General features: G+C 42.6%; 22 protein-coding genes. 16 read left to right on the top strand and 6 right to left on the bottom strand.

Annotated elements, in window-relative coordinates; genetic code table 11:
- Nucleotides 1–293 precede the first annotated feature (293 nt).
- The gene (locus F3I09_RS08020) at nt 294–1043 is read left to right on the top strand and encodes a DUF72 domain-containing protein (protein ID WP_223233172.1); all 750 of its coding nucleotides are present in this window, start codon (nt 294–296) and stop codon (nt 1041–1043) included.
- Nucleotides 1044–1065: 22 nt separating this feature from the next.
- A complete protein-coding gene (locus F3I09_RS08015) occupies nt 1066–1983 on the top strand; it encodes a bestrophin family protein (RefSeq protein ID WP_149694521.1) in 918 nt (305 codons plus the stop codon).
- Between the two features lie 129 nt (nt 1984–2112).
- On the opposite strand, the gene F3I09_RS08010 is transcribed toward F3I09_RS08015, so the two are convergent.
- Nucleotides 2113–3513 (bottom strand): matrixin family metalloprotease, encoded by a 1401-nt coding sequence (locus tag F3I09_RS08010; protein WP_149694520.1) that lies wholly within the window; start codon nt 3511–3513, stop codon nt 2113–2115.
- A 458-nt stretch (nt 3514–3971) separates the two neighbouring features.
- On the opposite strand from F3I09_RS08010, the gene F3I09_RS08005 reads away from it, so the two are divergent.
- On the top strand, nt 3972–4955 hold the full coding sequence (locus tag F3I09_RS08005) for a hypothetical protein (protein WP_149694519.1): 984 nt from the start codon (nt 3972–3974) through the stop codon (nt 4953–4955).
- 132 nt (nt 4956–5087) lie between these two features.
- On the top strand, nt 5088–5453 hold the full coding sequence (locus tag F3I09_RS08000) for a SnoaL-like domain-containing protein (protein ID WP_149694518.1): 366 nt from the start codon (nt 5088–5090) through the stop codon (nt 5451–5453).
- A 61-nt stretch (nt 5454–5514) separates the two neighbouring features.
- Here the strand turns inward: F3I09_RS08000 and F3I09_RS07995 are convergent, their stop codons facing one another.
- The 4 genes from F3I09_RS07995 to F3I09_RS07980 form a co-directional block, all read right to left on the bottom strand.
- The gene (locus F3I09_RS07995) at nt 5515–7230 is read right to left on the bottom strand and encodes a RagB/SusD family nutrient uptake outer membrane protein (protein WP_149694517.1); all 1716 of its coding nucleotides are present in this window, start codon (nt 7228–7230) and stop codon (nt 5515–5517) included.
- A gap of 18 nt (nt 7231–7248) precedes the next feature.
- Nucleotides 7249–10524, bottom strand: coding sequence for a SusC/RagA family TonB-linked outer membrane protein (locus F3I09_RS07990; protein WP_223233171.1), 3276 nt, complete (start codon nt 10522–10524; stop codon nt 7249–7251).
- A gap of 210 nt (nt 10525–10734) precedes the next feature.
- Nucleotides 10735–11895, bottom strand: coding sequence for a FecR family protein (locus tag F3I09_RS07985; RefSeq protein WP_149694516.1), 1161 nt, complete (start codon nt 11893–11895; stop codon nt 10735–10737).
- Between the two features lie 72 nt (nt 11896–11967).
- Nucleotides 11968–12576, bottom strand: coding sequence for an RNA polymerase sigma factor (locus F3I09_RS07980; protein WP_188133732.1), 609 nt, complete (start codon nt 12574–12576; stop codon nt 11968–11970).
- Between the two features lie 293 nt (nt 12577–12869).
- On the opposite strand from F3I09_RS07980, the gene F3I09_RS07970 reads away from it, so the two are divergent.
- The 4 genes from F3I09_RS07970 to F3I09_RS07955 all read left to right on the top strand — a co-directional run bounded on the left by F3I09_RS07970 (nt 12870) and on the right by F3I09_RS07955 (nt 18612).
- A complete protein-coding gene (locus F3I09_RS07970; RefSeq protein ID WP_149694514.1) occupies nt 12870–13322 on the top strand; it encodes a 6-carboxytetrahydropterin synthase in 453 nt (150 codons plus the stop codon).
- A 660-nt stretch (nt 13323–13982) separates the two neighbouring features.
- The gene (locus F3I09_RS07965; RefSeq protein WP_149694513.1) at nt 13983–15410 is read left to right on the top strand and encodes an alpha-L-fucosidase; all 1428 of its coding nucleotides are present in this window, start codon (nt 13983–13985) and stop codon (nt 15408–15410) included.
- A gap of 254 nt (nt 15411–15664) precedes the next feature.
- Nucleotides 15665–17026 carry a M48 family metallopeptidase gene (locus F3I09_RS07960; protein ID WP_149694512.1) on the top strand — a complete coding sequence of 454 codons (1362 nt, stop codon included), beginning with the start codon at nt 15665–15667 and terminating at the stop codon, nt 17024–17026.
- A gap of 20 nt (nt 17027–17046) precedes the next feature.
- Nucleotides 17047–18612, top strand: coding sequence for a DUF6770 family protein (locus tag F3I09_RS07955; RefSeq protein WP_149694511.1), 1566 nt, complete (start codon nt 17047–17049; stop codon nt 18610–18612).
- A 187-nt stretch (nt 18613–18799) separates the two neighbouring features.
- Here F3I09_RS07955 and F3I09_RS07950 read toward each other — a convergent pair whose 3' ends face one another.
- Nucleotides 18800–20281: a M61 family metallopeptidase gene (locus tag F3I09_RS07950; RefSeq protein ID WP_188133731.1), complete on the bottom strand. Its 1482-nt coding sequence runs from the start codon at nt 20279–20281 to the stop codon at nt 18800–18802.
- A 481-nt stretch (nt 20282–20762) separates the two neighbouring features.
- Here F3I09_RS07950 and F3I09_RS07945 point away from each other — a divergent pair, with 481 nt between their 5' ends.
- From F3I09_RS07945 to F3I09_RS07910, 8 genes are all read left to right on the top strand, one after another.
- Complete coding sequence (locus F3I09_RS07945; protein ID WP_188133730.1) at nt 20763–23156, top strand: outer membrane beta-barrel family protein; 2394 nt, start codon at nt 20763–20765, stop codon at nt 23154–23156.
- A gap of 74 nt (nt 23157–23230) precedes the next feature.
- Nucleotides 23231–23422 (top strand): hypothetical protein, encoded by a 192-nt coding sequence (locus F3I09_RS07940; RefSeq protein ID WP_149694508.1) that lies wholly within the window; start codon nt 23231–23233, stop codon nt 23420–23422.
- Between the two features lie 159 nt (nt 23423–23581).
- Nucleotides 23582–23773: a hypothetical protein gene (locus F3I09_RS07935; RefSeq protein WP_149694507.1), complete on the top strand. Its 192-nt coding sequence runs from the start codon at nt 23582–23584 to the stop codon at nt 23771–23773.
- A gap of 155 nt (nt 23774–23928) precedes the next feature.
- Nucleotides 23929–24120, top strand: coding sequence for a hypothetical protein (locus tag F3I09_RS07930; RefSeq protein ID WP_149694506.1), 192 nt, complete (start codon nt 23929–23931; stop codon nt 24118–24120).
- A gap of 175 nt (nt 24121–24295) precedes the next feature.
- Complete coding sequence (locus F3I09_RS07925) at nt 24296–25621, top strand: radical SAM/SPASM domain-containing protein (RefSeq protein ID WP_149694505.1); 1326 nt, start codon at nt 24296–24298, stop codon at nt 25619–25621.
- Nucleotides 25602–26444 (top strand): hypothetical protein, encoded by an 843-nt coding sequence (locus F3I09_RS07920; RefSeq protein WP_149694504.1) that lies wholly within the window; start codon nt 25602–25604, stop codon nt 26442–26444. Before F3I09_RS07925 ends, F3I09_RS07920 begins: the two co-directional genes overlap by 20 nt.
- Nucleotides 26445–26480: 36 nt before the next feature.
- Nucleotides 26481–26684, top strand: coding sequence for a hypothetical protein (locus F3I09_RS07915; RefSeq protein WP_149694503.1), 204 nt, complete (start codon nt 26481–26483; stop codon nt 26682–26684).
- A gap of 7 nt (nt 26685–26691) precedes the next feature.
- Nucleotides 26692–26895, top strand: a complete 204-nt coding sequence (locus F3I09_RS07910; RefSeq protein WP_149694502.1) for a hypothetical protein — start codon at nt 26692–26694, stop codon at nt 26893–26895.
- The last annotated feature ends 18 nt before the right edge of the window (nt 26896–26913 follow it).

Here is a 26913-nt window from a genome sequence, read left to right as displayed (position 1 = left end):
ACTGTTTCGGTGCTCTTAGTGATCTGTAGGTATAATCTCATAGCTGAGCAATATTTATTGAGAATAAAAATTCAGCAGGTATGGGGATATAGTAGGGGCACGATATTACTAAATGAAGTCCTGGAATAAGTTAATTACATGTTAATAGGGAAAAATCCCCCCAGCCTTAATCAAATATTTGTTAGCTGAACTATCTGTAGTATTTGGCATCCTTTTCATCCGGAAGAGCGACTGCCTCCTGGCGTAATATTTGAACCTTTCAGTAGTAACAATACCCTCAGATCAATATGAATATGAAAGGTAAAATCTATTCCGGTACAAGCGGACTTGTGCTGCCCGTCGCCAATAAACTGGCTTTCCCGCCGGCTTATAAGGATAAAAGCAGGCTTTCATATTATGCCTCTATGTTCAACAGTCTTGAGGTGAACAGCTCATTTTATAAGGTCCCAATGGATACAACTACGAGGCGATGGGCAACTGAAGTACCGGAAGGATTTAAGTTTACATTTAAAGTATTCAGGGGGATTACCCATAATAAGGCGCTTGCTTTTGAAGATGAGGTGGTAGAGAAATTTATGCACGTGATTGACCAGGTAGGCAACAAGAGAGGCGCTTTATTGGTACAGTTTCCAGCCAGTATTATTTTTGACAGTTTTCCACAGTTAGAACGTTTGCTGAAGAGCATCCGGCAATGCGATCCGAAGAAAACATGGAAATTAAGTATTGAGTTCCGACATACATCATGGTATCGGAAGGAAACATATAAGCTGTTAACAAGATATCACGCGGCAATGGTAATGCACGATATGCCTAAATCCATTCCTCCTCACATAACGTCCCGGCTTGACTTTGAATATGTGAGATTTCACGGACCCACAGGTGACTATAAAGGCGGGTATACAGCGGAAGTGTTGCAGGGATATGCAGATAAGATCAATGCCTGGTTAAAAGAAGGAAAAACTGTCTATATTTATTTCAACAATACCGTCGGTGATGCACTCAAAAACCTGATGACGATTAATGACTTTATTGTAAACACATAAAAATAAAGCGCTAATTTGTAGCATGATCATCAGGAAAAGAGAACATTGGTTCAGAATGTTATTTGTATGGCATGGGTCTGTACTCCCCAAGCTATTACCACGATTAATACTACTGTTTATTATTGCCGTGGGAGTAGTCTATTTTCACGGAACACTCCTGACATATAAAATCCCTCTCAACCCGGCGCCGTTCACGCTGTTTGGGATAGCGCTGGCGCTCTTTCTGGGTTTCCGCAATAATGCAAGCTATGACCGCTTTTGGGAAGGGCGTAAGCTATGGGGCGCATTGCTGAATGATACACGCTCTCTTGCCCGGCAAGTATTATCTTTTACGAACTTCGCAGAGGGCGACAAGACGGCCCTTGGCTTTGTACAGCTGTTGATCGCTTGCACTTATGCCCTGAAGCATCAGCTGAGAGGAACAGATGCGCAGGATGATCTGAAGAAAAGGCTATCGGAATCGCAGTTTGAAACCGTTATGAAAGCGCGGTTCAAACCTGTAATTATCATGCGGCTTATGGCCGAATGGGTGCAGCATTTAAAGCTGAAGGGAAAGATAGATACTATCCAGCAGGCTGCTATTGATCAGAACCTGGACAAGCTTTCAGATATATTAGGTGGTTGTGAGCGGATTGCATCTACACCTATCCCATATAGCTATCGTGTACTGCTACACCGCACAGTGTATATATACTGTTTCCTGCTGCCCTTTGGACTGGTGGATAGTCTTAGCTGGTTTACACCGTTTATTGTGACATTTATTGCTTATACATTTGTTGCCCTGGAGGCGATTGCGGATGAGATTGAAGATCCGTTTGGAATGGAGGCGAATGATCTTGCCTTGAATGAGATGTGCCGGGTGATTGAATGGACTTTAACTGAGATGGCTGGAGAGCCATGGAGTGGTGCTGAAGAGGTGAGGGGTACGGTGATTGATTGATACCCTTGTTACAGAAAAATACGACAGCGTCAAATAATCAACAAGGGCAGAGGCCAGCGGATTAATCCACTAGTGTCTGCCCTTGTATTTAGTAGACAGGTGCGTTTACAAAACCATTGTTGCGTCTTTTTATTCCACTACAACCAGCTGTTTAGCCACCCACTGTTTACCGTCGAAAATACGGACGATATAAGTGCCTGGTAGAATACCAGAGAGATTAACAGTTGTTTTCCGTATACCGGCGCCCAATCTTTGTATTTTTACCACATCACCTTTCTGACTGATAATACGCACTTCCCGTATATCTTTCCCCGTACCAGCCAGTTTCACGGTTTTAGCTGTCTGTGACGCCTCAGTTGATATGGCTATGCTACCTCTTGCAGGGTTAGGATAAACACTGAAATTATCTGCTGTACAGGAATTAAAGAAGGCAAATCCGAAATCGGAGGTTCCACAGGCAGACGTATTAACCCTTACTGCCACTTCATGGCTACAGATATCATTGTTAGTGATGTTAAGCCTTGCACTGCCGGAAGTCGTTGTTGTAACTACATGTCCATCCAGGTGCCATTCGTAGGAAGTAACGCCCGGACCTGATGAACTTGCGCTGGCCATAATACGGTTGTGCAGCGGATCATACTCCCCGCTTACTATAGGTCTGTCAGGGCCTACATTGATAGTCCTGGAGGCCAGTAATACTGTGCCGTTGCAGATAAAAGCGTTTAAGGTGATTGTTCCATTTGCCAGTGACGCGGTTCTTGTCAAAGTCACCTGGTTACCCGCAGGCGCTGAGGTAACGATGCCTGATGACACAGTCCAGGTAATATCCAGGGCGCCATGAGCATTGGGCAAAGAGTAGACGCTCGGGGAACAAACATTGTTGCTGCCGTTGATCGTCAACAGGCTGCCACTTGCCGCACCATAAATAGCCCTTATTCCGTCGATGTCATCCTGTGCTAAATATCTATGGCTTCCGCTATAATAGGGATACATTAAAGCCCCTTGAACAGTTGAATGCGCCAATCCTAACGCATGGCCTATTTCATGTGCAGCCACTGACATCAGGTCAATGGGCTGTGATCCATCACCTCTGGTGCCCAGCGTCCAGGTCTCAGCATCATCAATGTGCATGTCTCCCGGAAGGCCGTTTGGACCAGATGGCGGGGGGTAGAAAGTATGGGCCAATACACCGCCTGCTCCATCAAAGGGAAAACCATCACCATGATCTCCCGATGCCCAGCTGATGACGATGTCAGCATTAGCTGCACAACTCTCTACAAAAGCCAGATTAGTCTGGGCTGCCCACAAGGCAAATGCGTCCCGGATGGCCTGTCTTTCCTGGTCGCCTGCAATATCATCTGTTCCGTTTTGAAAAAAGTAAGTGATTATCCGGTGATCCCAGCTATTCCCCTGGATCGTAAATTCTCCAATCTGGGGATTGGATACAGAAATACCGCCGTTATCATATTTGAGCTGGGCATACATTTTTCCGGACAACAACAACAATGCAAAGAATAGAATTTTCTTCATGTAAGTAGGGTTTATATTAAAAAAGAAAGAATGCTGTAGTAAGCTTGAGGTGCGGAGGATCGGTGTCACAAACGGGAAAACAGGTTGATAGTCTGTATGTGAACGTAGCTTCTGCGGAAATGGTCTCTACCCTGAATTTTGGCTGAGGTCTAACCGGGCAACTGTGTACTTGGCGCTTTCTTCATGGTTAACTATTTGGGCTACTTAAATATATCAAAAATCATCTAAGAATCGAAAATTATATTATGTAAGGTGCCAAAAAAGAGTAATCGTTATTGAGTATTTCTGGTCACTATATTTCGTGAATCTCATCGTCATGACGCGATATTTAGTGTACTGAGCGGAAGAATAATTTGCTTAAAATATTGATAATCATTTGTTATATTCGGTGGCATATCTGTTGCAAGAAATAGTTAGGGAAAAATGGAATATAAATACCCCCATTCAAAACTTACCTGATGGAAACGAACAACATGAATGTAGTAAACGTAGGGCCAATACTGGATGACTTGCTTACGACAATAAAAAAAGAAGCCATTCCGGAATATGTTTATCTGAACCGCTCTGCCACGGCACTTCATAGGAATGCCCTGGGTATCATGGAAGATACATTGCCTGAGATATTGCAGCTATTAGGTATTCGTAGCCTTATGGTGAACAGTAGTTATGATCATACTCCCCTAAATGCATTACGCATTGACATTCCGGAAGCGACAAAAGAAGAGTATTTATGGCCCTATCTGAGAAAGGATGAAGTGATCAGAGAACTTCAGGCCTTATTCAGGAATTGCCGTATGGTAGGTTTTGATAACTGGGCCGCTATTTCAAGTGCTTCGAGCGTATGGGACGGTCTGCTAAATGATGTAATCAAACCGCTTGAACGAACTGACATTGAATTTCTGTTCTACCTTGGAGATCCGGTGGAGAAGTTATCTTTCCAGGTCGGCGAAGCACTTGATATTGTAAGCGATTTTTCGCTAAATGGACAGGTAACTTTTGCCCTCGATGAAGGAGAGGCTATCAACCTGTGGAAGATACTTAATGGTGTTGGCAAAGACGCTTCATTAGGAGAGCAGACCTATATAGATCTCCGGAGAAAATATTATTCCATTTTCAGAACAATGGATATTGCCAGGGTGCTAATTTACTCAGCTTCTAATGCGCTGGTATTTACGGAGAAAGAGCAGTTTGCTCTCACCCGCAAAATAGTGGATCATGAGATAGAGGTGGCTCCGGATGCACGCTTGAATTATATCGTTGGCTTTAGTACCGGGTTGGCTTTACAGCTTAGTATGGCGCATTGTATTGCGCTTGGCCTCATTGTATTTGGAGCTCAGGGTGAACTGAAGACAAGTTCGGATAAAAAGGATCTGATAAAATATACTGAGGATTGGATCGCTGATTTGCATAGAACGGCTACTATTAATCTTTATGGAGAATAATTGCATGTAGGGAAGTCTGGAAATGGTACATATATGATTTTAAGTAAAATTTTCCCCTGTCGCCACCCCTACTGACATAGGGTTGTCACTCCGGTCATTCAATTTTGTCCTAAATACTAAAAACGGACATATATGACTACACAGGAAATTGCAAACAAATATTATGAGCTGGCTTGCCAAAACGAATACATCCGAATACAGGATGAATATTATGATGATAAGGTTATATCCGTTGAACCGGAACATGCAGCCTTAAAGGGAATGCAGATTGTCACAAAAGGGAAACCAGCCGTTGTGGCCAAAGGCGTAGCTTTTCGTGAATCACGGGAAGAGCTTCATAGCCAATCCTGCAGTGAGCCATTGATCTCAGGAGATTTCTTCAGTGTGATACTAAAAAGGGATATCACGTTTAAAAATAAATCCCGCGTGCAACTGGAAGAGATTGGTATATTCCAGGTTAAAGAAGGAAAGATCATATTGGAACAGTTCTTTTATTAATTGAACGTGTTCTTATAAGCAACAGAAGCCGTCAAAAGTAATTGACGGCTTCCGTTGCTGGTTAGTAGCCCGGATTTTGTTTTAATATCCGCGACGCGTTCAGCACATTCTGACCTATAGGGAATATTGTCGTATGATCATCAGCGTCCGGTTGTTTATCCCACCAGGTGCCCGTATGAAAAACACCCCAGCGTACCAGGTCAGTTCTCCTTCTGCCTTCCACCAGGAACTCACGGCCCCATTCATCCAGCATCTCCTGGTCTGTCAGCTGACTGCCATCGGCCTTGTACAGGCTGGGTGAACCGGCTGGATAGTTGCGTGCCCGTACTGCGTTTAACAAGGCGGCTGCACCTGATCTGTCCTCAGCCCTGTATTTGCATTCAGCGTAAGCATAATAGATCTCTGCCAGCCTTATCTCTGCATAGGCAGAAGATATCTTATGATCATCATTATTAGGATAATAAGGATATTTTACCGGGAAAACGCCTGAGTTATGATCGCCATGGTTCATATTGGACTCCTTGTCGCTGATCTTAGTGCCCGGTGGTGTGTTCAGGAACATGCCTACCTGATCGCGTAAGAATAATGGATAGGGGCCCTTATTGCCTCTTACAGTGTCCGTCCGCCCGTCTGCATTTACATAAGGCAGGTAACCATATAGAAACATGCCTTCGCGCTTGCTGTTGCCCAGATTCAGGTATTTTTTAATCCGGTAGTCATCGGGATAACGCTGGAACTTTATGAACGGTTTTCCCAACGCGAAAGGATATTCTACACTGTCCACATCCCGGCCTGGCTGTAAAGCATACTTGGGGTTTGCTTCACCAAAATCTGTAAAGCCAAGATAGCGGGTAGCCTGATAAGGCATCATCCAGAAATACATACCATCTGTATACTGCCAGTGTGTGAGCCCGAAGCTTCCCGGGAAGCCGAAAATGGTTTCCGGTGATTGCCTGTTGTTATAGTCAAACGGAGCGTCCCACCTGCTTTCCAGGGCATAAGTGCCATATTTGCCATCAATGATATCCTGGCATACGGTTGCGCAATCGGAGAACCTGTCCTGGCCGGTATATACCTTTGCATTCAGATAAAGGCGCACGAGCAGTGCGGCCGCGCCTCCCTTTGTCCACCGGCCGATGGCGTTGCTGCCCAGGTCTTGCCTGGTGGGCAGGGAAGGGATAGCATCTTTCAGTTCCTTTTCAATGAAATCAAAAGCTTCCTGTGGTGTTACCTGTGGTCCGGATTGTGTTTCTCCTTTTACTTTGGTAACAATCACCATGTTCCTGTAAAAATCAAGTACGCGGATGTTGAGCCATGCCCGTAGCGTTTTCAGTTCAGCAATGTAGTCGTCCAACTCTGCCTGCGTGAGCCCGAATTTGCCGGGGTTCTGAATGCCCTGTAGGTCTTCCAGGGAGTTGGTGGCGAGGTTGATACCCTGATAGAATGCATTCCAGGCGTCGCTGGTATAATTGTCGTTAGGAGTCCATGTGTGATAATGCACCCGCTGGTATTGCGCGCCATCATACCAATCGCCCTGCCTGTTGAGTGTCATTAGTTCATCTGTGCTGTTCTCCTGTAGCATGAAAGAAGAGCCGCCCTGTATGCTCCAGTAGGAATGTTCAAACGGCCGGAGAAAGTCGCGTATCACATCCGCCTTTGTTTGCAGAAAGTTATCGGAAGTGATCCTGTCATATAATTTTTCATCGAGGTTAGTACAGCTTCCACTTAGCAGCAGACCTGCCAGCAGGATAATACAGCCTTTTATATTACGTTTCATTTTCAGACGGATTAGACTTTAGAAATTAAGTTGAGCACCAAAAAGCAGCTGGGTAGTGGCGGGATAATAATTCAGGCTGCTGTTGACCCCTGGATACAAACCATTCACCGGAATAAGATCAGGATCTCCGCCGGTAAATTTCGTAAATGTATACAGGTTCCTTGCGGTAACGTATACGCGCAGAGAGCTTAGATACCTGAACCGCACAGGCTGCGTATAACCCAGTGACACGTTATCTATCTTGACAAAGCTGCCTGATTCCAGGAAATAGTCAGACAAGGCTGAACTGGTAGATGCGCTGGTCAACTTTGAATATTTGCTGCCATCATAAGCGGTGGTCAGTACGTTGGCATCTGACTGTGTTGCAGGCGTACCAAGGTAGAATGCTACAGTGTTGAATACCTTATATCCAAAAGAGCCGCGCAGGAAAATGTTCAGGTCCCAGTGTTTGTAGGTAAATGTATTACCCAAACTGGCAGTGAATTGTGGAAGTCCATTGCCCACGAATTGTTTGTCGTCATTATTAGCTTTATCAGCAGTGACAATATCACCTTTTCTATTGTATACCAGCAGTGCTCCATTGTCATTTACGCCGGCAGATTTCAGTGCATAGAAACTACCGATACGCTTGTCTTCCTGTAAACGCTGCAGGTTACCAGGACTTCCCGGCGCCGGCATACCCACTACATCTATGTATTTCTGTCCTTTAAAAAGCTCATTGGAAAAGGAAACGAATTTGTTACTGTTGCTGGCGCCTGCAAAGGAAATGTTGTAATTGAAATGCTTCCTCTTTATCACATTGGCATTCAGCTGTAATTCCAGGCCGGAATTTTTCATAGTACCCACATTGGCGTAGGTCTGACCCTGAATGTTGGGCGGATTTGACACGGCGTAATATCCCAGCAGGTCTTTATTGGTGCGGATATAGTAGTTAAGGCTACCGGTAAGGCGGCTGTCCAGTACCTCGAAATCAACGCCCAGGTTAAAGTTGAGCGCTTTTTCCCAGTGCAGGTCATAGTTGGTATTCTGGCTGGGACCCCATACCTGGTAGGTCACCCCGTTGAATACATAATAGCCGTAACCGCTATAGGTATCCAGCGACAGATAGTTATCGAAATCCTGGTTGCCGGTTTCTCCATAGTCGGCTCTAAGCTTTAGCTCATTCAACCAGGAAATACCCTGCATAAATTTTTCCTCGCTGATCCTCCATGCTGCTGATACCGCCGGGAAATATCCCCATTTGTTATTGCGTCCGAACTTGGAAGAGCCTTCTCTTCTGATGCTGGCCGACAGGAAATATTTCTGGTCGAGGTCATAGTTTACGCGACCAAAGAAAGCCACCAGCCTGGAGCTGTTCTTGTACGATCCAACATTGTTCTGTCCTTCCTCCAGGTTCCACAAGCCCGAGCCCAGGTTGTTCCAGGTCAGCACATCTGATGGGAAATTTTCGTTGGAACCAGACAAGCCGGAATAGGTAAACTGCTGGAAGGAATAGCCGCCAAGCAGCCTGATAGCGTGTTTGCCAAAATCCAGCGAGTAATTGCCGATCCATTCGAAGCTCTTCTGGTCGTTCTCATCATATTTCTGTGAGGCGGTATTTCTGCCAGTGCCTCCATTGATAGCAGCTACGTTGGTATTGGTGCTGGGCGTAAAATGCATTTCGCGGAAAACGGAATTTACCTGACCTACCGTGAGGATGGTATTCAGGTTCTTCAACAGGTTTATCTTAAAGGAGCCGTTGATGTCCAGGTATTTGATATCCTGCTGTGCCAGTACCGTCCTGGCTGCCTCCACAGGATTGTTGGAGAAAAAGCCGGTTCTGATATAAGCGTATTTGCCTGTACTGTCATAGGGAGACAGGGTTGGATTTAGCGTCAGTGCATAGTTGAATCCTGAATAATCCGCCATGTTGGTTTTTGCCATTCTCGGCGCTACATTCAGGTTTACGCTGTAGAGGCCATTAGCAGAACTGTGGTTCAGGTTGACACGTGCACCGTATTCTTCTTTGGAAGACCGGTAGTCAATTCCATTGGCCTTCCGGTAATCTGCGGATGCCATAAAGTTGGTACGATCCGATCCACCGGAAAACTGCAGCGTATGTTTCTGCGATAGGGCAGGGTTCCTGCTTACCGCGTTTAACCAGTCTGTATTGCCGCCATGGTCTACCCCACGTTTATGTGCCAGGAACTCATCCCTGGAAAGCACAGACAATTTATTGGTGATGAAATCCAGTCCCATATATCCGTCGTAAAACAGACGGGAATCGCCAGTACCTTTCTTGGTCGTGATAACGATTACGCCGTTGCTGCCACGTGTACCATATATAGCAGAAGCTGCACCACCTTTCAACACATCTATGGACTCAATGTCGTTTTGGTTCAGGTTATCTATATTCCCTCCGGGAACGCCGTTGATCACGTATAAAGGTCCAAGTCCTGCATTACGGGAGGAAACACCGCGTAACTGTATGCTAGGCGTAGAATTGGGGTCCGCTGCGGCGCTGTTGGCGATGGTAAGACCAGCCACTTTGCCCTGCATGGACATCAATGCACCGTTGCCACCTACAGATAATAGCTCTTTGGATGTAAGATGGGTAATGGCGCTGGACACTTCTTTCTTATTCAGGGTACCATAACCAACACTCACCACATTCACACCACCCAGGGTGGTACCGGCCGCAGAGAGGGCTACTGTAATCTGGTTTCTGTTGCCTACAGCAATGGACCTTTCGGTATAGCCAATAAATGAAACGATTATTGTGATATTAGCCGCTGCATGTTGCAGGGTAAATTCCCCTTTTTCATTGGTAATGGCGCCATTTGTTGTGCCCTTGATGGCAACCGTTGCTCCGGGCAGTGGCACACCGTTTTCATCAGTCACCTTTCCGCGCAGGAGAAAACTGGCGGATGGCGTTGTGTCCCGCTGCTGCTGGCGCGCGGCTTCAATCAGTACCACTTTTTCCCGGATAGTATAGGTAACCGGTAAGCCCTTCAGACTTTCATTCAGGGCGGTGGTAAGGGAAGCATCTTTAATATCTATGCTGATAACAGTGGATTTATCCAGCACGGTTTCATTCCACAGGAAAGAATAGTCAGTGCGGGCCTCAATGTACCTGAATACTTTCTCAAGCGTGATCCTTTTTGATGAAATGGTCAGGCTTTGAGAAAAACCGGCAGCACATACATGCAATGAGCCTATAAGAAGCAGAGTAGCAGTGATCCTCATAATTAGTAGCAATTTGGCAGGCAAACGCCTTCCCCTGGCGGGTACTTTGCCGCAAGCGAGTAGTTCCATACTTTTGTGAAAGTGGATTTAAAAGTTAAACAGTCAATTCATGCAATCTTGGTTGGATAACGGACAATCCATACATGCGGGTCCTGACTGCAATCAGGATCCGCTTTCTGTAATTCTCCGTATGCTGGATAAAAAGTTGGCTAATAGTCCATACGTGGTTCAGTTTAATTGTGGAAAAAACATATTCGTGGAAAAGTAATTCTATGGCGGCTATGGCAGTATCGTTATTGTTCTGTCGCTTATACTATAATGCACGCCGTTCGCTCCTAAAAATTCCATTACTATTGATAAGTTGACGTTCCTGTGAAGGGAGCCTCCGATGTGGATATCAGGGACCTTCCCTTTATAAACTATGTCTACATCATACCACCTGGATACCTGGCGCATCAGGTCTGCAAAATCGGTATTGTCAAAAGATAGCCTGTTCCTTGTCCATGCGATGATCTGGTCAGTGTCTACAGTTTTTGCAGACAGGTGGCCGTTGTTCCTTTCCATACGTACCTGCTGACCCGGCCTGAGCACCATTTCCTGCGTGGCGGTCCGGAGTTTTACAGCGCCTTCCAGCAGTGTAGTTCTGGAATTATCCTCATCGCTGTAGTCGGTCACGTTAAATTGCGTACCCAGTACCACCACTTCTGATTTGTTCAGCTGTATCACAAAGGGCATATCTGCAGTTTGGGCAACCTCCAGGTAGGCCTCTCCGGATATCTCCACCCTTCTTTCCCTACCTGCGAATACCGTGGGAAACCGGATACTGCTGCCGGCATTTAATAATACCTGCGTACCATCGGACAACACCAGTTTGAACTGACGTCCCCGTGGAGTGGTTATCATATTATATACAGGCGCCCCTTTCCCCAGGATGCCGTCTTTACGATAATTGAGTCGTCCCTCTTCTTTCAACAGCCGGGCATCGCCCTGTTGCGCCAGCACTCCATTGGAGGAACTGTCCAGCAGTATCTGGCTGCCATTGGCGAGTGTCAGTACCGCGCCGTTCTTTCCGGGCGGTACGTCAAAATGTGTGGCCGCCGTTACATTGATGGGCACGGGTTTACTATGCTGCTGCAATGAAATGGTTACGACCAGCAGGATGACTGCCGCGGCTGCAGCTGTCGCAGCTGCTTTCCACCAGCTGAATATTGGCTTCTTTTTTTCAATCCTGGCTTCCAGCAAAGCAAATACTTCCGCCGGATTGTAGTCCTTTGTATGAACGGCGTATGCCTGGTTCTGGAATGTTTCATCCAGCCACTGGTCTATGACTTCCGGATAGTGACCTTCATGGATATAGGCATATAGCTTATCCAGTTCGCCTTCCTCCAGGGTATCGTCCCGGTATCGTTTCAATAATTGTTCTAATTCATCCTTATTCATTGTGGTATATTATTAGGACATGCCCGTTCCAGTATATAGACGGATGAGCAGTAAAAAGGAAAACATGGTTTTTCAGAAAAAATGAAAAAAAGTATGTCCCAGGTCGAGGAGTGCAATGACCAACAAACTATCGGCTTCCTTTACCAGTAGTTTTCTCAGCATCAGCAGGGCGCGTACCATATAGGTTTTGGAGGAAAGAGGGGATATTTCCAGGCGTCCGGCTATTTCTTTGTGGCTCAGCCCTTCCAGCTGGCTGAGTGTGAATACTTGCTGCAGCTTGAGCGGCAGACTGTTGATGGCTGCCTTCATCTTCTCGCCTAATTGTTTTTCTTCCAGTATTTCCTGCGGGGAAATTCCTTTGGCTGAAAAATAGTGCAGCAGGAATTCCCGGTTGGATTCCCGGAATATGGTGGTTCTCAGCTGGTCCCGTACCAGATTGCGTGCAATTGTGTACAGATAACTGTCAAAATTTCTGACGGCGGGCAATTTCTGCCGGTGATCCCAGATCTTTAGAAAAATGTCCTGGGTCAGATCTTTGGCCTGTTCAGGAGACTTTGTCAGATGCAGACAGGCGCCGAACACCTGGTCCCAATAAGTTTCAAATAAGTACTGATAGGCCTGCCTGTCGCCATCCGCTACAAGCTGCAGCAATTCCTGATCTATGTAATTATTATTGTTCAATAGTGAGTACCCAAAAATAAGGCACTATATAGGGCTTTTTTTTGCATTAGGCAAGTGGTGGGGGATTAGACCTGAAATTAGCTTCAAACCTGGTATGAGAATATTGCGAACATGAATGTGCATAATGCGTATCATACGGGGCAGATTCTCTATATCCGTAAGCAGGCAGGGAACTGGAATGCGGAGAAGGGGGTTAAGTAAAGTTAGTCTGCTACTCAAATGACCCTTATCAGTTTTCCTTTTGACCAGGATCAGGAATCGCTACCCGCTGGCATTGTACTTTAGCGGCGCTCATGAAACAGATTATACGCATCACGAAGATATTCAGATTTGAAATGGCCCATGCACTTTCCGGACATAACGGACTTTGCAGACATATTCACGGACATTCCTATCAATTGGAAGTGACTATTGGCGGAGAACCAGATAATACTCCCGGGCATAGCGGTGAGGGAATGGTATTAGATTTTGCCGGATTGAAAGCAATTGTACAACAGGAAATCATTCTACCGCTGGACCATGCTTTAATGTTAAAGAACGGCGGTATACCGCCCTTTGCGGAAAATGACAGTGAATTGTTCGGAAAGATTGTGTGGGTGCCCTGGCAGCCGACTTGCGAGAATATGGTGCTGGATTTTTCCAGGCGTATTATCAGCAAGCTACCAGAACGGGTGGAACTTTGCAGCCTGAAATTGTACGAAACAGATACTTCTTATGCTGAATGGTATGCCAGTGATAATCTATAGATTAGATTCCTGCTTTGCGCTATCAGGGAATGCGCTTATCTTATTGCCCGATCAGGCCGATATAAGATTTTTGTGTTAAAAAAGAATCAGCTTTAGCGAAAATTGAATATTTAATATCATAGATTTATCTATAATTTCAGTTTTAAATAATCCACGTTTTTTTTGAAATGTTATGCTAACGTTTGCATAAATAAACATCAACTCCCGGAACCGGGAATTTTCTTGGCGCATTACGATTGAAAGATAAGCAACAATAACCGGCAGCATGGATGCGCGTAACCCATTTATGGCAGTATTTAAACTGGTGCTGTATTGATCGCGGAGCGTAGATCATAGCTGCTCCTGCGTTGAATTCCGCGGAATATGAAAGACTGTTCCCTCATCAATGATATCTGTCAGGATATGGTCATAGTCATTTTGCAATAGAAGCATGATGTTGATAACCTAATCATCTCCAATCTCAGGATAAAATAAAACCTGGGATGGAATTGACATTGACTATTGCGATAACATACGCTTCCGGTTGTACGATAGACTGCCTTTGGGTGATGATTCCGCCTGAGAGAACCTGGAAGAGGTCGTTGTTTTAATCATTTGTTAGCAATGTAACACATCGAAAATTCTGAGTAACCTATATTAATCAATCGTAGAAAATTTAAAATGAAAAAACTTGCTATCCTTTTATTCGCGTTGTCTCTGACACCTCTGTTGCTTTCTGCTCAGCAGAATGCTGCCCATGACGGGAAAATGGAATGGTGGCGTGAAGCGCGTTTCGGTATGTTTATCCATTGGGGTGTATATGCTGTTCCTGCCGGTACTTACAACGGCCAGCGCATCAATCGCATCGGCGAATGGATCATGAATCGTGGTAAAATACCGGTGGCCGATTACCAGGCATTTGCCAAACAGTTCAATCCTGTAAAATATGATCCCGATGCATGGGTAAGGATGGCGAAAGACGCGGGTATGAAATATATTGTCATTACCGCCAAACATCACGATGGTTTTGCCATGTTTGATTCAAAGGCCAGTACCTGGGATATTGCAGATGCCACGCCTTATCATAAAGACCTGTTAAAGCCATTGGCTGAAGCCTGCCGTAAATATGGTATCAAACTCGGTTTTTATTACTCGCAGGCGCAGGACTGGAATAATCCGGGTGGAGCTGCTTCGCGTAAGGTAACATCAGAAGGCTGGGCCAATCCCGATTCTGCCCGCATCGACGCTTATACTGCCGCTAATAATGGTCACTGGGATCCTGCTCAAACAACTAAAACCATGTCGCAATACATCAATGAGGTAGCTGTGCCGCAGGTGAAGGAACTGCTGACCAATTATGGCGATGTGGCTGTGCTCTGGTGGGATACGCCTACTAACATGACCGACGAGTATGCAGAAAAGTTCAATGAACTTTTAAAACTACAACCTAATATCATCACCAATGACCGCCTCAAAAGGCCAAATTATCCTGGTGATTATAAAACACCCGAACAAAGAATACCGAACCTGAGCGAACTGGATGGAAAGGATTGGGAAACCTGTATGACGATGAATGAAACCTGGGGATACAAGAGCTATGCAAACAACTGGAAGAGCACCGAAACCCTGGTGCGTAACCTGGTGGATATTGCTTCCAAAGGTGGTAACTATTTGTTGAATGTAGGTCCTAAAGCAGATGGCACTTTCCCGCAGGAAAGCGTTGACCTGCTCAAACAGGTGGGAGATTGGATGAAGGCGAACGGCGAAGCCATCTATGATACCGAAGCCAGTCCTTTTGGTTTATTTGCCTGGGGACGTTGTACGCAAAAAGAAAGTGCCAGCAATACCACACTTTATTTCTCAGTATTTGACTGGCCGAAAGATGGGAAATTGGTGATACCCGGTTTAAAGAATAAAGTGACGTCGGCTAAATTGCTCGCCAACAATAAAACATTGAAAACAAGCGCCGGTGGTGAAGGACTGGCGATTGAGGTGCCTGCCAATGCATTAGATAAGATTGCCACGGTGATAAAAGTGGAAGTAACAGGAAAAGTGGAAAGCACATTGCCGCAGCAAAAGGAAAAAATGAAGGCGGGAGCGATTGATTAGTCTAAAGTTATTCAGTGTGCTTCGAAGTTGTTAGCAGGTTTATCCTGCCGGGAGTCAATTCCCGGCAGGATAAACCTGCTACATTGATGTAATTTTGGATACACCCCAATCCTCCTTGCTGATCATGACAGTGTAGGCTTATTTGTACTTATTTATTTTTTCATATAAAAAAGATATTATTTTGAAATATTTTTTACCTTAATACTTTTAAAAAGGGATATACAATATTATTATCTCCTATACCTATACCTAAGATGAACATTTTATATGCATTAGGTGCATTATGCCTTTTCCCTATTGCTGTAGCCGCACAATCTCAAATATTTACGCCTGCAGCTGAAAATCAAGCGGTTCTAACAGGCCTTGCTGATAAATACGAACTCCAGTATAAAGAGGAAGTTAACGACCTCCCTTCCAAATATAAAGCCGATTATAGCGATATTTATAAGTCAAGGTGGGAAAACATCAAGTCCGTATTTGATAAAAAAGAAGTCTATACCTCCCTGCCTGCGCAACAATACCTGAATGCAGTGGTGAGCGAGATTGTGAAGAGCAACCCTTTATTAAAAGACTATAAGTTAAACTGTTATTTCTCAAGAAGTGGTATACCCAATGCCAGTTATATTGGAGAAGGTATCATTCTCTTTAACATGGGATTGTTCCACAGACTTAACAGTGAGAGCGAGATGGCATTCATTTTATGTCATGAAATTGCGCACTATATTTTAAAGCATAGTGAAAACAGTATAACCCGGTATGTTACTACCATGAATTCTTCCGAGGTACAGGAGGCATTACGCAAAATTAAAAAGACAGAATACGGAAAGCGGGAAGCTATTGAAAAGCTGACAAAAGGGATCACGTTTAATAGCCGCCGGCATAGCAGAGATCACGAAGCACAGGCTGATTCCATGGGGCTGATATTACTTCTCAATACCCGCTTTAATCCATCCGGTGCCATTAAAACACTTGCTATTCTGAATGATATTGATAAAGATACATTGGATATAGAGGCGTGTCTCAGGAAGGAATTAAACGTGCCTGGTTACCCATTTCAGAATAGATGGATCACTAAAAACACAGGGCTTTTGGGCGGACAGGCAAAGTTGAAAAAGGATGTTAGATTGGAAGACTCGCTCAAAACGCATCCTGACTGTGAAGCACGTATGGCTTTACTGAAGCCTGTAATATTGAATGCCTCCGGTAAGCAGGACTATGTGGTTAACAGACAGACGTTTGATTCCCTGAGACAAACATTCAAATACGAGATTGTCGAATATGCATTTGTATCTGACAACTATACTTACAGTTTACATTATACCCTTACACTGTTGCAGCAATACCCGCAGGATCCTTACCTCGTTACACAGGTAGGCAAGGTGATGAATGGATGTTTTGCTGCACAGAAATCCCATACGTTAGGGAAATATATAGAACTACCTGCCCCTTATCAGCCGGCCAACTATAACGTTCTGCTACAGTTTATTCAGAACCTGTACCTGGAAGACTTTGCAGGCATCGGTTTTAATTATCTGAAAGCACATGGTGCTCAACTGAACAGCTATCCCGGCTTTCAGAAACAATTTGATTTAAGTTCTAAATATATACTCCAGTAAACATTTAATCTATAGCTAGCATGATCAAACAATTATTCACAACTGCTTTGTTTGTAACAGTACTTGCAACAAGCACACACGCTCAATCTAAATTGACCGTTGAAAAAGTGTACTCTGCCTACCTGCGTAACAGTGGTACAATTATTGAGCAGGGGGAAATCAAGGGTTATTTCTACCTGTATCAGAGTGATAAAATTGACAGGCGTACAAATGAGTATACCTTACAGATTGTAGATGAAAACCTGAACAAAGTACAGGAAATCAAGTTTGAGGACACAAAAAAATTAAGCCTGCTGGAATCAGCATACAATGGAAACAGCTTATCATTCCTCTTCAAAAATGAAGAAGAAAAGCTGTTGCAGATGAAAGTATATGATCTGGATGGAACGCTGAAATATACTTATTCCCGCCCCTACAATAAAAAGACGGATGCCCTGATGATGCAGTATGAAACATTACATACTGACGAAGGCATGAACCAGACAGTATTTAACCTGGCTGATAAAGGATACATTTCCGTACTGCCTTTAAGAGATGGCAGGGAACAGACTTACGAAGTAGATATGTATTCATCAGAAGCAAAGAAACAATGGACATACATACCCGATAACGACGATCAGAAATATGCCTTTGCAGAATATCTTGGAAGCGCTGATAGTCTTGTTATCCTGGAGGTAATCAGGAAAAACAAGATAATGAGTGGTAGTGGAACTGCGCACCTGGTAGGGATTAATCCAATAACAAAAAAGAAGCAATTTGACATTGACGATGAGAACGATAAATATACATTTGTTCCTTCCAGTGTACTGCCTGTAAAAGGTGCCGGCAAGTTCATTGCAATGGGTAATTACTTTGATAAAAATGCCAACATTGCAAAGGATGCCAGCAAAGGCCTTGCTATATATGAGATAGACAACAATGGTAATATACTGAGCAAAACTTATAACAGTTGGGCTGTTGATATAGCTAAACATCTGCCAACGAACACCAAAGGTAAAATCGATAATATCGGCTACCTGTATATTCATAAGATGGTCCCTACATCTAACGGAAAGTTCTTTATTGTAGGTGAAGGCTATAAAAAGCAAGCTAGCGCAGGAGGTATTGCCTTAACTGCATTAAGCGCAATGTCAGGTTCTGTTGGAAACACAGGTGTTACTAAAGTTGTAGTAACAGATCTCGTAGTAATGGAGTTTGACGGGGGATATAAGATTAAGGATGCAAACATTTATGACAAAACTAATAGTACAGTACTTGGCGGTCCTATGAGTGATTATTCAAGTCAGCACGCATTGGCGATGTATATCAAAATGATGGGTGGATTTGATTACGAGTTCACTACCGGCAAACCTGAAGATAATAATTTTATAATCTGTTTCAGTGATTGGGTGAAGACATCGGACTATAAAGGTGAGACATTTAATGCTATCCGCTATAACGGGACTAAGTTTTTACGAGATAAAATTGAGCTAAAATCAAAAGCCAGCAGGATGAGAGTCTTACCGGCTAAATCTGGCTCTATCATGATTATGGAGTACTACAAGAAAGACAAAAGACTTGAATTCAGACTGGAAAAGCTGGGATAATTACATCTTATGGGTTTAAAGAACTTTAAGGGGCTGTGTCATAAGTAACTCGATGGCTCTGAGAATTTCTTATACGAAAATTTTCTCCATCAGGTACCCGAATAAATTTGGGTAAAAGTTATTTATGAGACAGCCCCTTTTGTTTTTGTGTCTCCAAATTCAGGTAATGATTGCAGGCTATGTAGTTTTATCGCAACCAATCTTTTAATATACTTTCCTGTAATGCATTTCTGGACTTTTTCCTGGTGATAGCAAAGCTGCCGTCTTTAACTGTTACATCCAGGCCTGCATAGCCAAAATACTTCTTATAATCAGGCATTTTTACTGTGTTGGCATATTCAAAATATTCTGTCAGAGATACACCGGCTATACGTTCGGCAACAGCTTTAAACTCGGCTTCGGTAAAGCCTCTTTTCTTATCCTGATAGTATTCCCGGTATAAGGCGCGCATCACATCGTCAAGAGAACGCTTGTTACGGGTTTCGTGACGGATTTTCAGGTCCAGTAAAGCACCGAGAACGGGACCTTTCTCATAATAGGAAATGCTACTATCGCCGGAGCCAAATGGTCCGTCGCTCCAGGTGTTATAACTTGCAGCTGCAGCAGACTGGATGAGGCGGCCTGGTTTGGACTCGTAAGAATGGATGTTATCCTGTAATCCCTTCAGAACATCATCCTGCGTAGTAAGCCCGGCACGACGGAGGATAATATATTCGTAGTAGACGGTAAAGCCTTCGGATATCCATAACAGCCGGGTCTTGCTGCCATGATCATAGTCGAATGGACCCAGTTCTATAGGACGGATACGCTTCACATTGTAATGATGGAAATATTCATGAGCCAGAAAATTATACGTACCAATCTTTCCTTCCCGGTTATTTAAATTGTTGCCGGTAAAAGAAACAGCGGTAGAGTTTAAGTGCTCAATACCTCCCATGCCCGGCCCGATGCCGAGAAAAGTATAATTATCATAGGGGATATCGCCAATAATATCAGCGGCAGTGCTGATGATCTTTTGCAGATCTTTCATGAATGCTGCTCTGTCAAATTCACGGGGGCGGTAGGCCACAAAATGATGCGGTTTACCCTGTACTTCAAAAGAAGGAAATGTTTCCAACTTCCCCATCAGGATGGGGCTATCATAGAGTACATCAAAATCGGGCGCTATGTACGTATACTGTTTATCAGGTACCGGCGTCAGACCTGTTGCAACGTTCCAGCCACTTACCGGCTTTACAACAAGAGTGACTGGCTGTTCGACACGCGCCTTGAGATGCATGAACATTCCTGCCGGTGAAATAAATGCCTGGTCTGCCTCGAGGTGATTGGATGCGACAAATAATTTAGTGGAGAGCACATCATATTGCAGATGAACTATCGGTGTTACAGACTTATTGTATATCCACCAACCATTCTTCCCAGCCTTTTTCCATGACAAAGTATTCCCGTTAGCATCTGTTGCGTGCAGGTTACGTACTGCGGAGGCGTAATCCATCAACTGATAATAGCCAGGTGTCCATTCAGGTATTGAAAACTGCAGGGAATCAGCAGAAAATCCTCCACAGCTTAATTCAATATGAAAGTAAGGGGTGTCGGACAGTACCGGGCTAACGGTGTAGGTCATTTCCTGTGCCGAGGCAAGATTGCTTGCGAGGAAAAATAGGCACAAGATAAATATTCGTTTAAGACGCATAATAGGTGTTTGTTTGACAATTTATGAATTACAGATGAGATTACCATACACTCGTTGTTGGTGGTCGGTCGGGGATAGCGATTTCCAGTCTGGCCGATAATTCTTACTTCCCGAATTCCTTCTAAAGATGCCGTTAGTTTAGATGTTTTGCTTGCCTGTGGCTGAACTGCTGATACAGACATGTACCGCCTATGTACCAGTTATAAGTGGCATCGCTTACAGCCGTAGCGGTAAAAATGCCCACTTGATCATTTATACCCCTTGATGTGTTGATTATCAGGTTCTTTTGACCGAATTATTATACCCCAGAAAACCAACTTGATCGAACCACTACCCATTCTCGTCGAAAAACCACATATACTCATCGAAGTCGTTTTCTATTGATGAGAATGTTTTAGAAATTCAGTTCAGATAAGGATAACTGCTTCAAATGACATGGTCAGTACAAATTTTATTTATGAAAATTATCGTCTTTTATTTAGTGAGTATGTTGTTTGTTATGGGGGTTAGTGCTCAGGCAGTTTCTATTGCAGGAAGAGTTACTGATGAAACCGGGCAATCCGTTCCGTTTGCCTCTATTGTTGTACTAAAAGGCGCTTTAGTCATTGGTGAAAAAATTGCCTCCGAAGACGGCAGTTTTAAGTTAATGATTGACAGTGTGGGTAAGTATGAACTAAAAATAAGACATACGTCATACGTAGATTTTTCAAAGGAAATTCAACTACAAACCTCACTGGATTCGGAAGTAATTGTTTTGAAGAAAAGTGAGAAACAGCTACGCGAAGTAACAATAACAGCCAATAAACCCTTCGTAACGAGAAAGATAGATCGTGTTGTAATGAATGTGCAGGATAATGCCATTGCGACAGGAAAATCTTCTATCGACTTATTCCGCTTAGCTCCGGGAGTCTTCGTAAATAATGGTAATATCTCTATTAATGGAGTATGGGGAACCCGTGTAATGGTTAATGGAAGAATGCTTAATCTGAAGGGAGATGATTTAAAGAACTACCTGGCGAATTTAAAATCAAACGATATTAAATCCATAGAAATTATAGCTCATCCTCCGGCAGAATATGATGCAGAAGGTAGTGGTGGTATTATTAATATCGTATTGAAGAAAAATCTAAATAGCGGTTTGAATGGTTATATAGGCGCAGATTACTCTATCGGGATAGGAAAATATCCTGCCTATCAACCTTATGTGAGTCTAAACTACAGAAAGAAGAAAGTGGGACTAAGTGGTAGTTATTCCTACGGACGGGAGAAAAATTTTCAGGATATTACCCAGGACAGGAGTTTTACTGATAACGGACAGTATCATGCTACTACATCTTCGACCGGATGGCGAAATTCGAATAACGTAAAACTGGGCGCCACCTACGATATCAGCAATAAGGAATACATTGCTATTGATTATACCGGCCAGTTTGGGTGGTATAAGGATACCAGCCATTCAGTAACAACTATAAATTATCCGGTACAGCAGAATAATACCCTTTCTGATGGGATATTCCCTTCCTTTACAAAAACGAAGTTTTCGAATATAGGCTTGAATTATGGGATTACCACAGATTCTTTAGGCTCTAAATTTACCCTGGTTTCGGATTATACCTATAACGATAGAAACGGGATAAGTGGAACTTACAGCAAAACATTTGATTTCAATAATTCCGTGATTGCAGACACTGTTTTTAATTTTCTGTACCCCAGTATTGCGAAAATATTTACGGCAGATGTTAAGTATAACAAGATGTTAAAGCGGGGAATGGGACTGTCTTTCGGAGGAAAAGCTACCGTTACTGATATTAATAATGATAATGCCTATGAGAATTATAGTAACGGTGAATGGGGACATATTCCCGGTCTCGGATTTAATTATAAATACAGCGAGAAGATATATGCGGGCTTTGTTAATCTTAGTGGAAGCGCGGCGGGTATAGAGTATAAACTTGGGATACGGGGTGAAAACAGTGATATTTCAGGCACCTTAAAGGGTGGTGGGCAGGATACGATTGTGGAGCGGAATTATTTCAACCTTTTTCCATCAGTCTTTTTAAAGAAGAACCTTAATAAGGACGAAAGCAATGCGCTTACTTTTTCCTATAACAGGCGAATTAAGCGTCCGTCCTACTTTGAGTTAAATCCATATAAGTATTTTATTGATAATTATACCATACAAACGGGTAATCCCTTTTTGAATCCGCAATTCACTAATGCTGTTGAGCTGGGCTATATTTTTAAGAGTCAGTATTATATCGGGTTAAGTTATTCTCATACAAAAGATGTCATTAACCAGGTGATTGAGAATGATCCTGCTCTCAAGCAAATGATAATATTACGGAAGAATACAGGCAGTAATGCTGTATATACCGGCACATTCAGCATTCCTGTTAAAATAACTGAATGGTGGAACACCAGTAATAATCTATTGCTAACCTATACAGAATCTATTGCACCGGAGTTTTCTATTAAAAAGGGATCATTTGTACTGCAAACGGAACAGGATATCAGTCTCACGAATGGATTTGGTATAAATCTGAATGGGTTTTATACGCCGAGGGTTGTTACCGGTAATATTGTTACGGGGCGTGTCGCAAGTTTTGATTTAGGGATACAGAAGAAACTTCTGAAAAATAAGCTTACTGTAAAAGCATCTATAAGCGATATTTTTTACACCAATAACTTTAAGGCTACCAGCTATTATAATGAATCGGTTATCCGGATAAGACAGAAAGAACAAAGCCGCGTTCTTTCACTTACATCTGTGTACAATTTTAATCTTGGAAAAGCCTTTAAATCAAAAGATATAAAAAGTAGCAATGCTGATGAAAAAAGCAGGCTCAAATAAAATATTGGTTGCAACAATATGGGGATGCCGAAAACCATTACAAAGAGTAGGCACAACTTTTCAAATTTAAAACTATGTCTACAGAAAAAAAATCAGCTATCGAGAACGTTGACAAATCTCTTGAGATTGAAAAACTGAGTGAAACTGAAGCTGGTAAGTTAGAAGGAGGTTTTTCAAATGCTATTTCTGAAAGTGACTCTGATGAGAGCGGTGGAGGACTAAATATCTCCAAATGTTATTGCACCGGTGCGCCTACCACAGATTGAGCCTATACGTTTTAATCCGGTAGAAGCCTTTAATTCAAAAGCGACAACAAGTAGCACGCTGACAAAAAAAGCAGGCTAAAAAATAAAATATTGGTTGCAACAATATGGGGATGCCGAAAACCATTACAAAGAGTAGGCGCCACTTTTCAAATTAAAACTATGTCTACAGAAAAAAAATCAGCTATTGAAAAAGCTGCTAAATCTCTTGAGTTTGAAAAATTGAGCGAAAATGAAGCGGGTCAGTTAGCCGGAGGCTTTTCAGATGCTGTTGCTGAAAGTGACGCCGATGATGGTGGATTTGAAATCAATATTTCTAAATGCCACTGTACTTCTACGCCTGAAACAACCTGAGATCAGTTTTGATCAGGTAGATGTTTTTAGTTCAAAAGCGACAAGAAGTAGCAATGCTAAAGGAAAAGCAGGCTAATCTAAACTGCTTGTTGCAACAATATGGGACTGCCGAAAACCATTGTAAAGAGTAGGCTTAAACCTCAAATTTTTAAGTTATGTCCACAGAAAAGAAATCAGCTATTGAGAAAGCTGCCAAATCTCTTGATTTCCAAAAATTGAGTGAAAATGAAGCAGGTCAGCTAGCAGGAGGGTTTTCAGATGCTTTGGATGCTGAAAGCCTCAGTTCAGGTGACATTAATATCTCTAAATGTCATTGTACTACTAACCCTACCAAGCCTACTGAATAATAGATGCATATGGCTTGAGGCTGTTAGGATAGATTTCTGGAAGGCATTCCTTACACTTAATAAATGAATAGCCTGTCCGATAAAGAAAGATGGGCTATTCATTTTAAGCTACAATCTGCTATTGTTCGGCTACTGATAATCTTGTTTGTTTTTAATTATACTTAAATGATGTATTATGAAGAAAAGTCAGTTTAACACCAGTCTGGTTTATGAAAACAAAAATTATATCTATAATGCATTCAGCAATAAATTTATTGCCATAGATCCGACCATTTCTGACATTCTTGACGCTATCAGAACGCCGGAGCATATAGAAGAGCTTTCAGAATATCATCCAACATTATATAGTTCTCTTTGCAAAAATGGTTTTTTTGTAGGGAATGAAGTTGACGAGGTGGAAAAAGTCAAGGAATTAAGTGCTAAGGTTGATAAGAACGATACGCATTATGAATTGATAGTAAACCCTACTATGAACTGTAATTTCAAATGCTGGTATTGTTACGAATCGCATGTGAAAGGCTCTAAGATGAATAAGGAAACGGTTAATAAAACCTGTTCTTTAATTGCGAATATAATTGAAACAAACCCCAACCTTAAATCTTTTCATATTGCATGGTTTGGCGGAGAGCCGCTAATGTATTATCGTGATGTTATTGAACCTATCATGGATTTTGCGGAAGACTTTTGTGCCATTCATAATATTCATCTTTCCTGCCATTTTACTACTAACGGATTTCTCCTCACAGATGAGATTATTCAATCGCTGAAGAAATATACAATTACCGGTCTCCAGATTACCCTGGACGGGAATAAAGAAACACATAATACCGTGAGGTATGTTAGTGCTACAAAGGGATCGTACGATACTATTATAAATAATATTGTGAAGTTGTGTGAGAACGATTTTCACGTGGGTATAAGAGTGAATTATACCGCCACTAATATGGATGGTTTTGAAGAGGTTTTTGACGATCTGTGTGCTATTTCTAATGAGAAAAGGCATTGGGCCACCATATCATTTCACAAAGTTTGGCAGGTGAGTGATGATAAAGTAATGTCTGACAGGGTAAGAAGCCTGATCAGGTTAGTCAGAGATATTGGATTCGTGGCGGCAGAAGGAGCCGTTCCGGATAGTGTAAGGCACTCCTGTTATGCGGACAAAGTAAATAACGCAACAATTAATTATAACGGGGATGTGTATAAGTGTACGGCACGAAACTTTGCACCTGATGCTAAGGAAGGGCTGCTGAAGGATGATGGTAGTATCGAATGGAATTCAAAATTCCATGACAGGATGGATATTAAATTCAAAAATAAACCCTGTCTGGAATGTCCTATTATGCCATTGTGTAATGGCGGGTGCTCACAACACGCTATGGAAAATGCAGGAAAGGATTACTGCGTATATGATTTTGATGAGAATAAAAAGAAAGAAATAGTAGCAAAAAAACTGATGAATATCATTGATAAAAGGAATAGCAATGAATACAGCCACTTATAATATAGCCAGTGAGGACTTTTTCTCCAATATATATTCCAGGGAAATCCTGGCAAAGGTGGCGCGCGGAGAGGAATTGTCAAGATATGATTACTATGAATCGGTTTTTCAAAATGCTTTAAACCTGGCAAAGAGTAAGAAGGTAGAAGAGAGTGTCAGGATTTTTGAAGATGGCGAAAAGAGACTTGAAAATGAAGAAAAAGGGTCAGATCTTAATGCTGTTCTGTTTGATTGTTTGTATCCCAAGAAAGCTTATCTGTATTATAAGTTAAAACGTATGTCGCTTGCCCGGCTGCTCACTTATAGATCAATAATTACGAATGAACGTTTGAAGATGTCGAGGAGATTTAGTTTCCTGGTATTTATTCAGATTCAACAATATCATAATCTCGCCAGGATCTTTTTTGCTGAATCAAAGCTAAAAGATGGCATTCGGTTGAGCTACCGGCTGATATGGTTTCTTTTAACCAAAGAATCGGCTGGAGTAAAGTACCTGGATAAAATAGAACATCCTGTACAGGAGGAAGAGTCGCAGTTGCGGTGTGCTATGACTTACCAGGTGCTGTTTGAATTATTGGGTGTATTGGCTAGAATGAAGAATGATGTGGCGCTTTATGTGAAATCTTTGATTGTTTTCTTAAAAGAGCTCATTCAGCATTTCAAGGATTGTAACGAAATGGAGCATACGCTAAAGAACTTTTTGATTGTATTCACGGACATAGATCTTCAGGACCGGAGCCACTATATTAATGCTGCCGATCATTTTTTACGGACTTCAAAGGACATGTTTCCTAATACTGAAAGGGTTATTAAGTTATTCTATTGATTGGGAGTAATATTTAACAAAATAAATCAGTTGTAAATGAAGAAGCTAAAAGATTTATTTTCTAAAAATACCAAGCCTGGATTGGAAAAATGCACGGCTTTCGAGATAAAAAAAGAAGAGTCGGATGCAGTGTATGGTGGATTTAAGGAGTATAAACCTCCGATTTATGAACAGGATGATTCTACTAATTATTCGTTCAAAACTAACGACTTGTTAATCGATATTAATCAAAATAAATAGACGTGTCATGTCACAGAAGAAAAAAAACAAAAAAGCCAAACCAAAAGACAAAAAAGACAGCATCGTGGATATTGATAAACTGAAGGCATTTGGAATTATTAAGGGTGAAGGTAAAGATGATATAGAGGAGATTGATGGTGGTGATATTACGGGTGGAAAAACAGATGATGATACTACTGTCGATACGCACTGGCCTACTACAGGAAAGTAATGAATGGCTGAATGCGGG

Origin of the sequence: Chitinophaga sp. CF418 (assembly GCF_900142925.1) — a bacterium.
GTDB lineage: Bacteria > Bacteroidota > Bacteroidia > Chitinophagales > Chitinophagaceae > Chitinophaga.
This window is presented reverse-complemented; position numbering and strand designations above follow the sequence as displayed.

Bases quoted from the DNA above. Each gene is read 5' to 3' on its own strand.
- F3I09_RS08020 (WP_223233172.1), top strand. From the start codon at position 294: ATGAAAGGTAAAATCTATTCCGGTACAAGCGGACTTGTGCTGCCCGTC.
- F3I09_RS08015 (WP_149694521.1), top strand. From the start codon at position 1,066: ATGATCATCAGGAAAAGAGAACATTGGTTCAGAATGTTATTTGTATGG.
- F3I09_RS08010 (WP_149694520.1), bottom strand. From the start codon at position 3,513: ATGAAGAAAATTCTATTCTTTGCATTGTTGTTGTTGTCCGGAAAAATG.
- F3I09_RS08005 (WP_149694519.1), top strand. From the start codon at position 3,972: ATGGAAACGAACAACATGAATGTAGTAAACGTAGGGCCAATACTGGAT.
- F3I09_RS08000 (WP_149694518.1), top strand. From the start codon at position 5,088: ATGACTACACAGGAAATTGCAAACAAATATTATGAGCTGGCTTGCCAA.
- F3I09_RS07995 (WP_149694517.1), bottom strand. From the start codon at position 7,230: ATGAAACGTAATATAAAAGGCTGTATTATCCTGCTGGCAGGTCTGCTG.
- F3I09_RS07990 (WP_223233171.1), bottom strand. From the start codon at position 10,524: ATGGAACTACTCGCTTGCGGCAAAGTACCCGCCAGGGGAAGGCGTTTG.
- F3I09_RS07985 (WP_149694516.1), bottom strand. From the start codon at position 11,895: ATGAATAAGGATGAATTAGAACAATTATTGAAACGATACCGGGACGAT.
- F3I09_RS07970 (WP_149694514.1), top strand. From the start codon at position 12,870: ATGAAACAGATTATACGCATCACGAAGATATTCAGATTTGAAATGGCC.
- F3I09_RS07965 (WP_149694513.1), top strand. From the start codon at position 13,983: ATGAAAAAACTTGCTATCCTTTTATTCGCGTTGTCTCTGACACCTCTG.
- F3I09_RS07960 (WP_149694512.1), top strand. From the start codon at position 15,665: ATGAACATTTTATATGCATTAGGTGCATTATGCCTTTTCCCTATTGCT.
- F3I09_RS07955 (WP_149694511.1), top strand. From the start codon at position 17,047: ATGATCAAACAATTATTCACAACTGCTTTGTTTGTAACAGTACTTGCA.
- F3I09_RS07945 (WP_188133730.1), top strand. From the start codon at position 20,763: ATGAAAATTATCGTCTTTTATTTAGTGAGTATGTTGTTTGTTATGGGG.
- F3I09_RS07940 (WP_149694508.1), top strand. From the start codon at position 23,231: ATGTCTACAGAAAAAAAATCAGCTATCGAGAACGTTGACAAATCTCTT.
- F3I09_RS07935 (WP_149694507.1), top strand. From the start codon at position 23,582: ATGTCTACAGAAAAAAAATCAGCTATTGAAAAAGCTGCTAAATCTCTT.
- F3I09_RS07930 (WP_149694506.1), top strand. From the start codon at position 23,929: ATGTCCACAGAAAAGAAATCAGCTATTGAGAAAGCTGCCAAATCTCTT.
- F3I09_RS07925 (WP_149694505.1), top strand. From the start codon at position 24,296: ATGAAGAAAAGTCAGTTTAACACCAGTCTGGTTTATGAAAACAAAAAT.
- F3I09_RS07920 (WP_149694504.1), top strand. From the start codon at position 25,602: ATGAATACAGCCACTTATAATATAGCCAGTGAGGACTTTTTCTCCAAT.
- F3I09_RS07915 (WP_149694503.1), top strand. From the start codon at position 26,481: ATGAAGAAGCTAAAAGATTTATTTTCTAAAAATACCAAGCCTGGATTG.
- F3I09_RS07910 (WP_149694502.1), top strand. From the start codon at position 26,692: ATGTCACAGAAGAAAAAAAACAAAAAAGCCAAACCAAAAGACAAAAAA.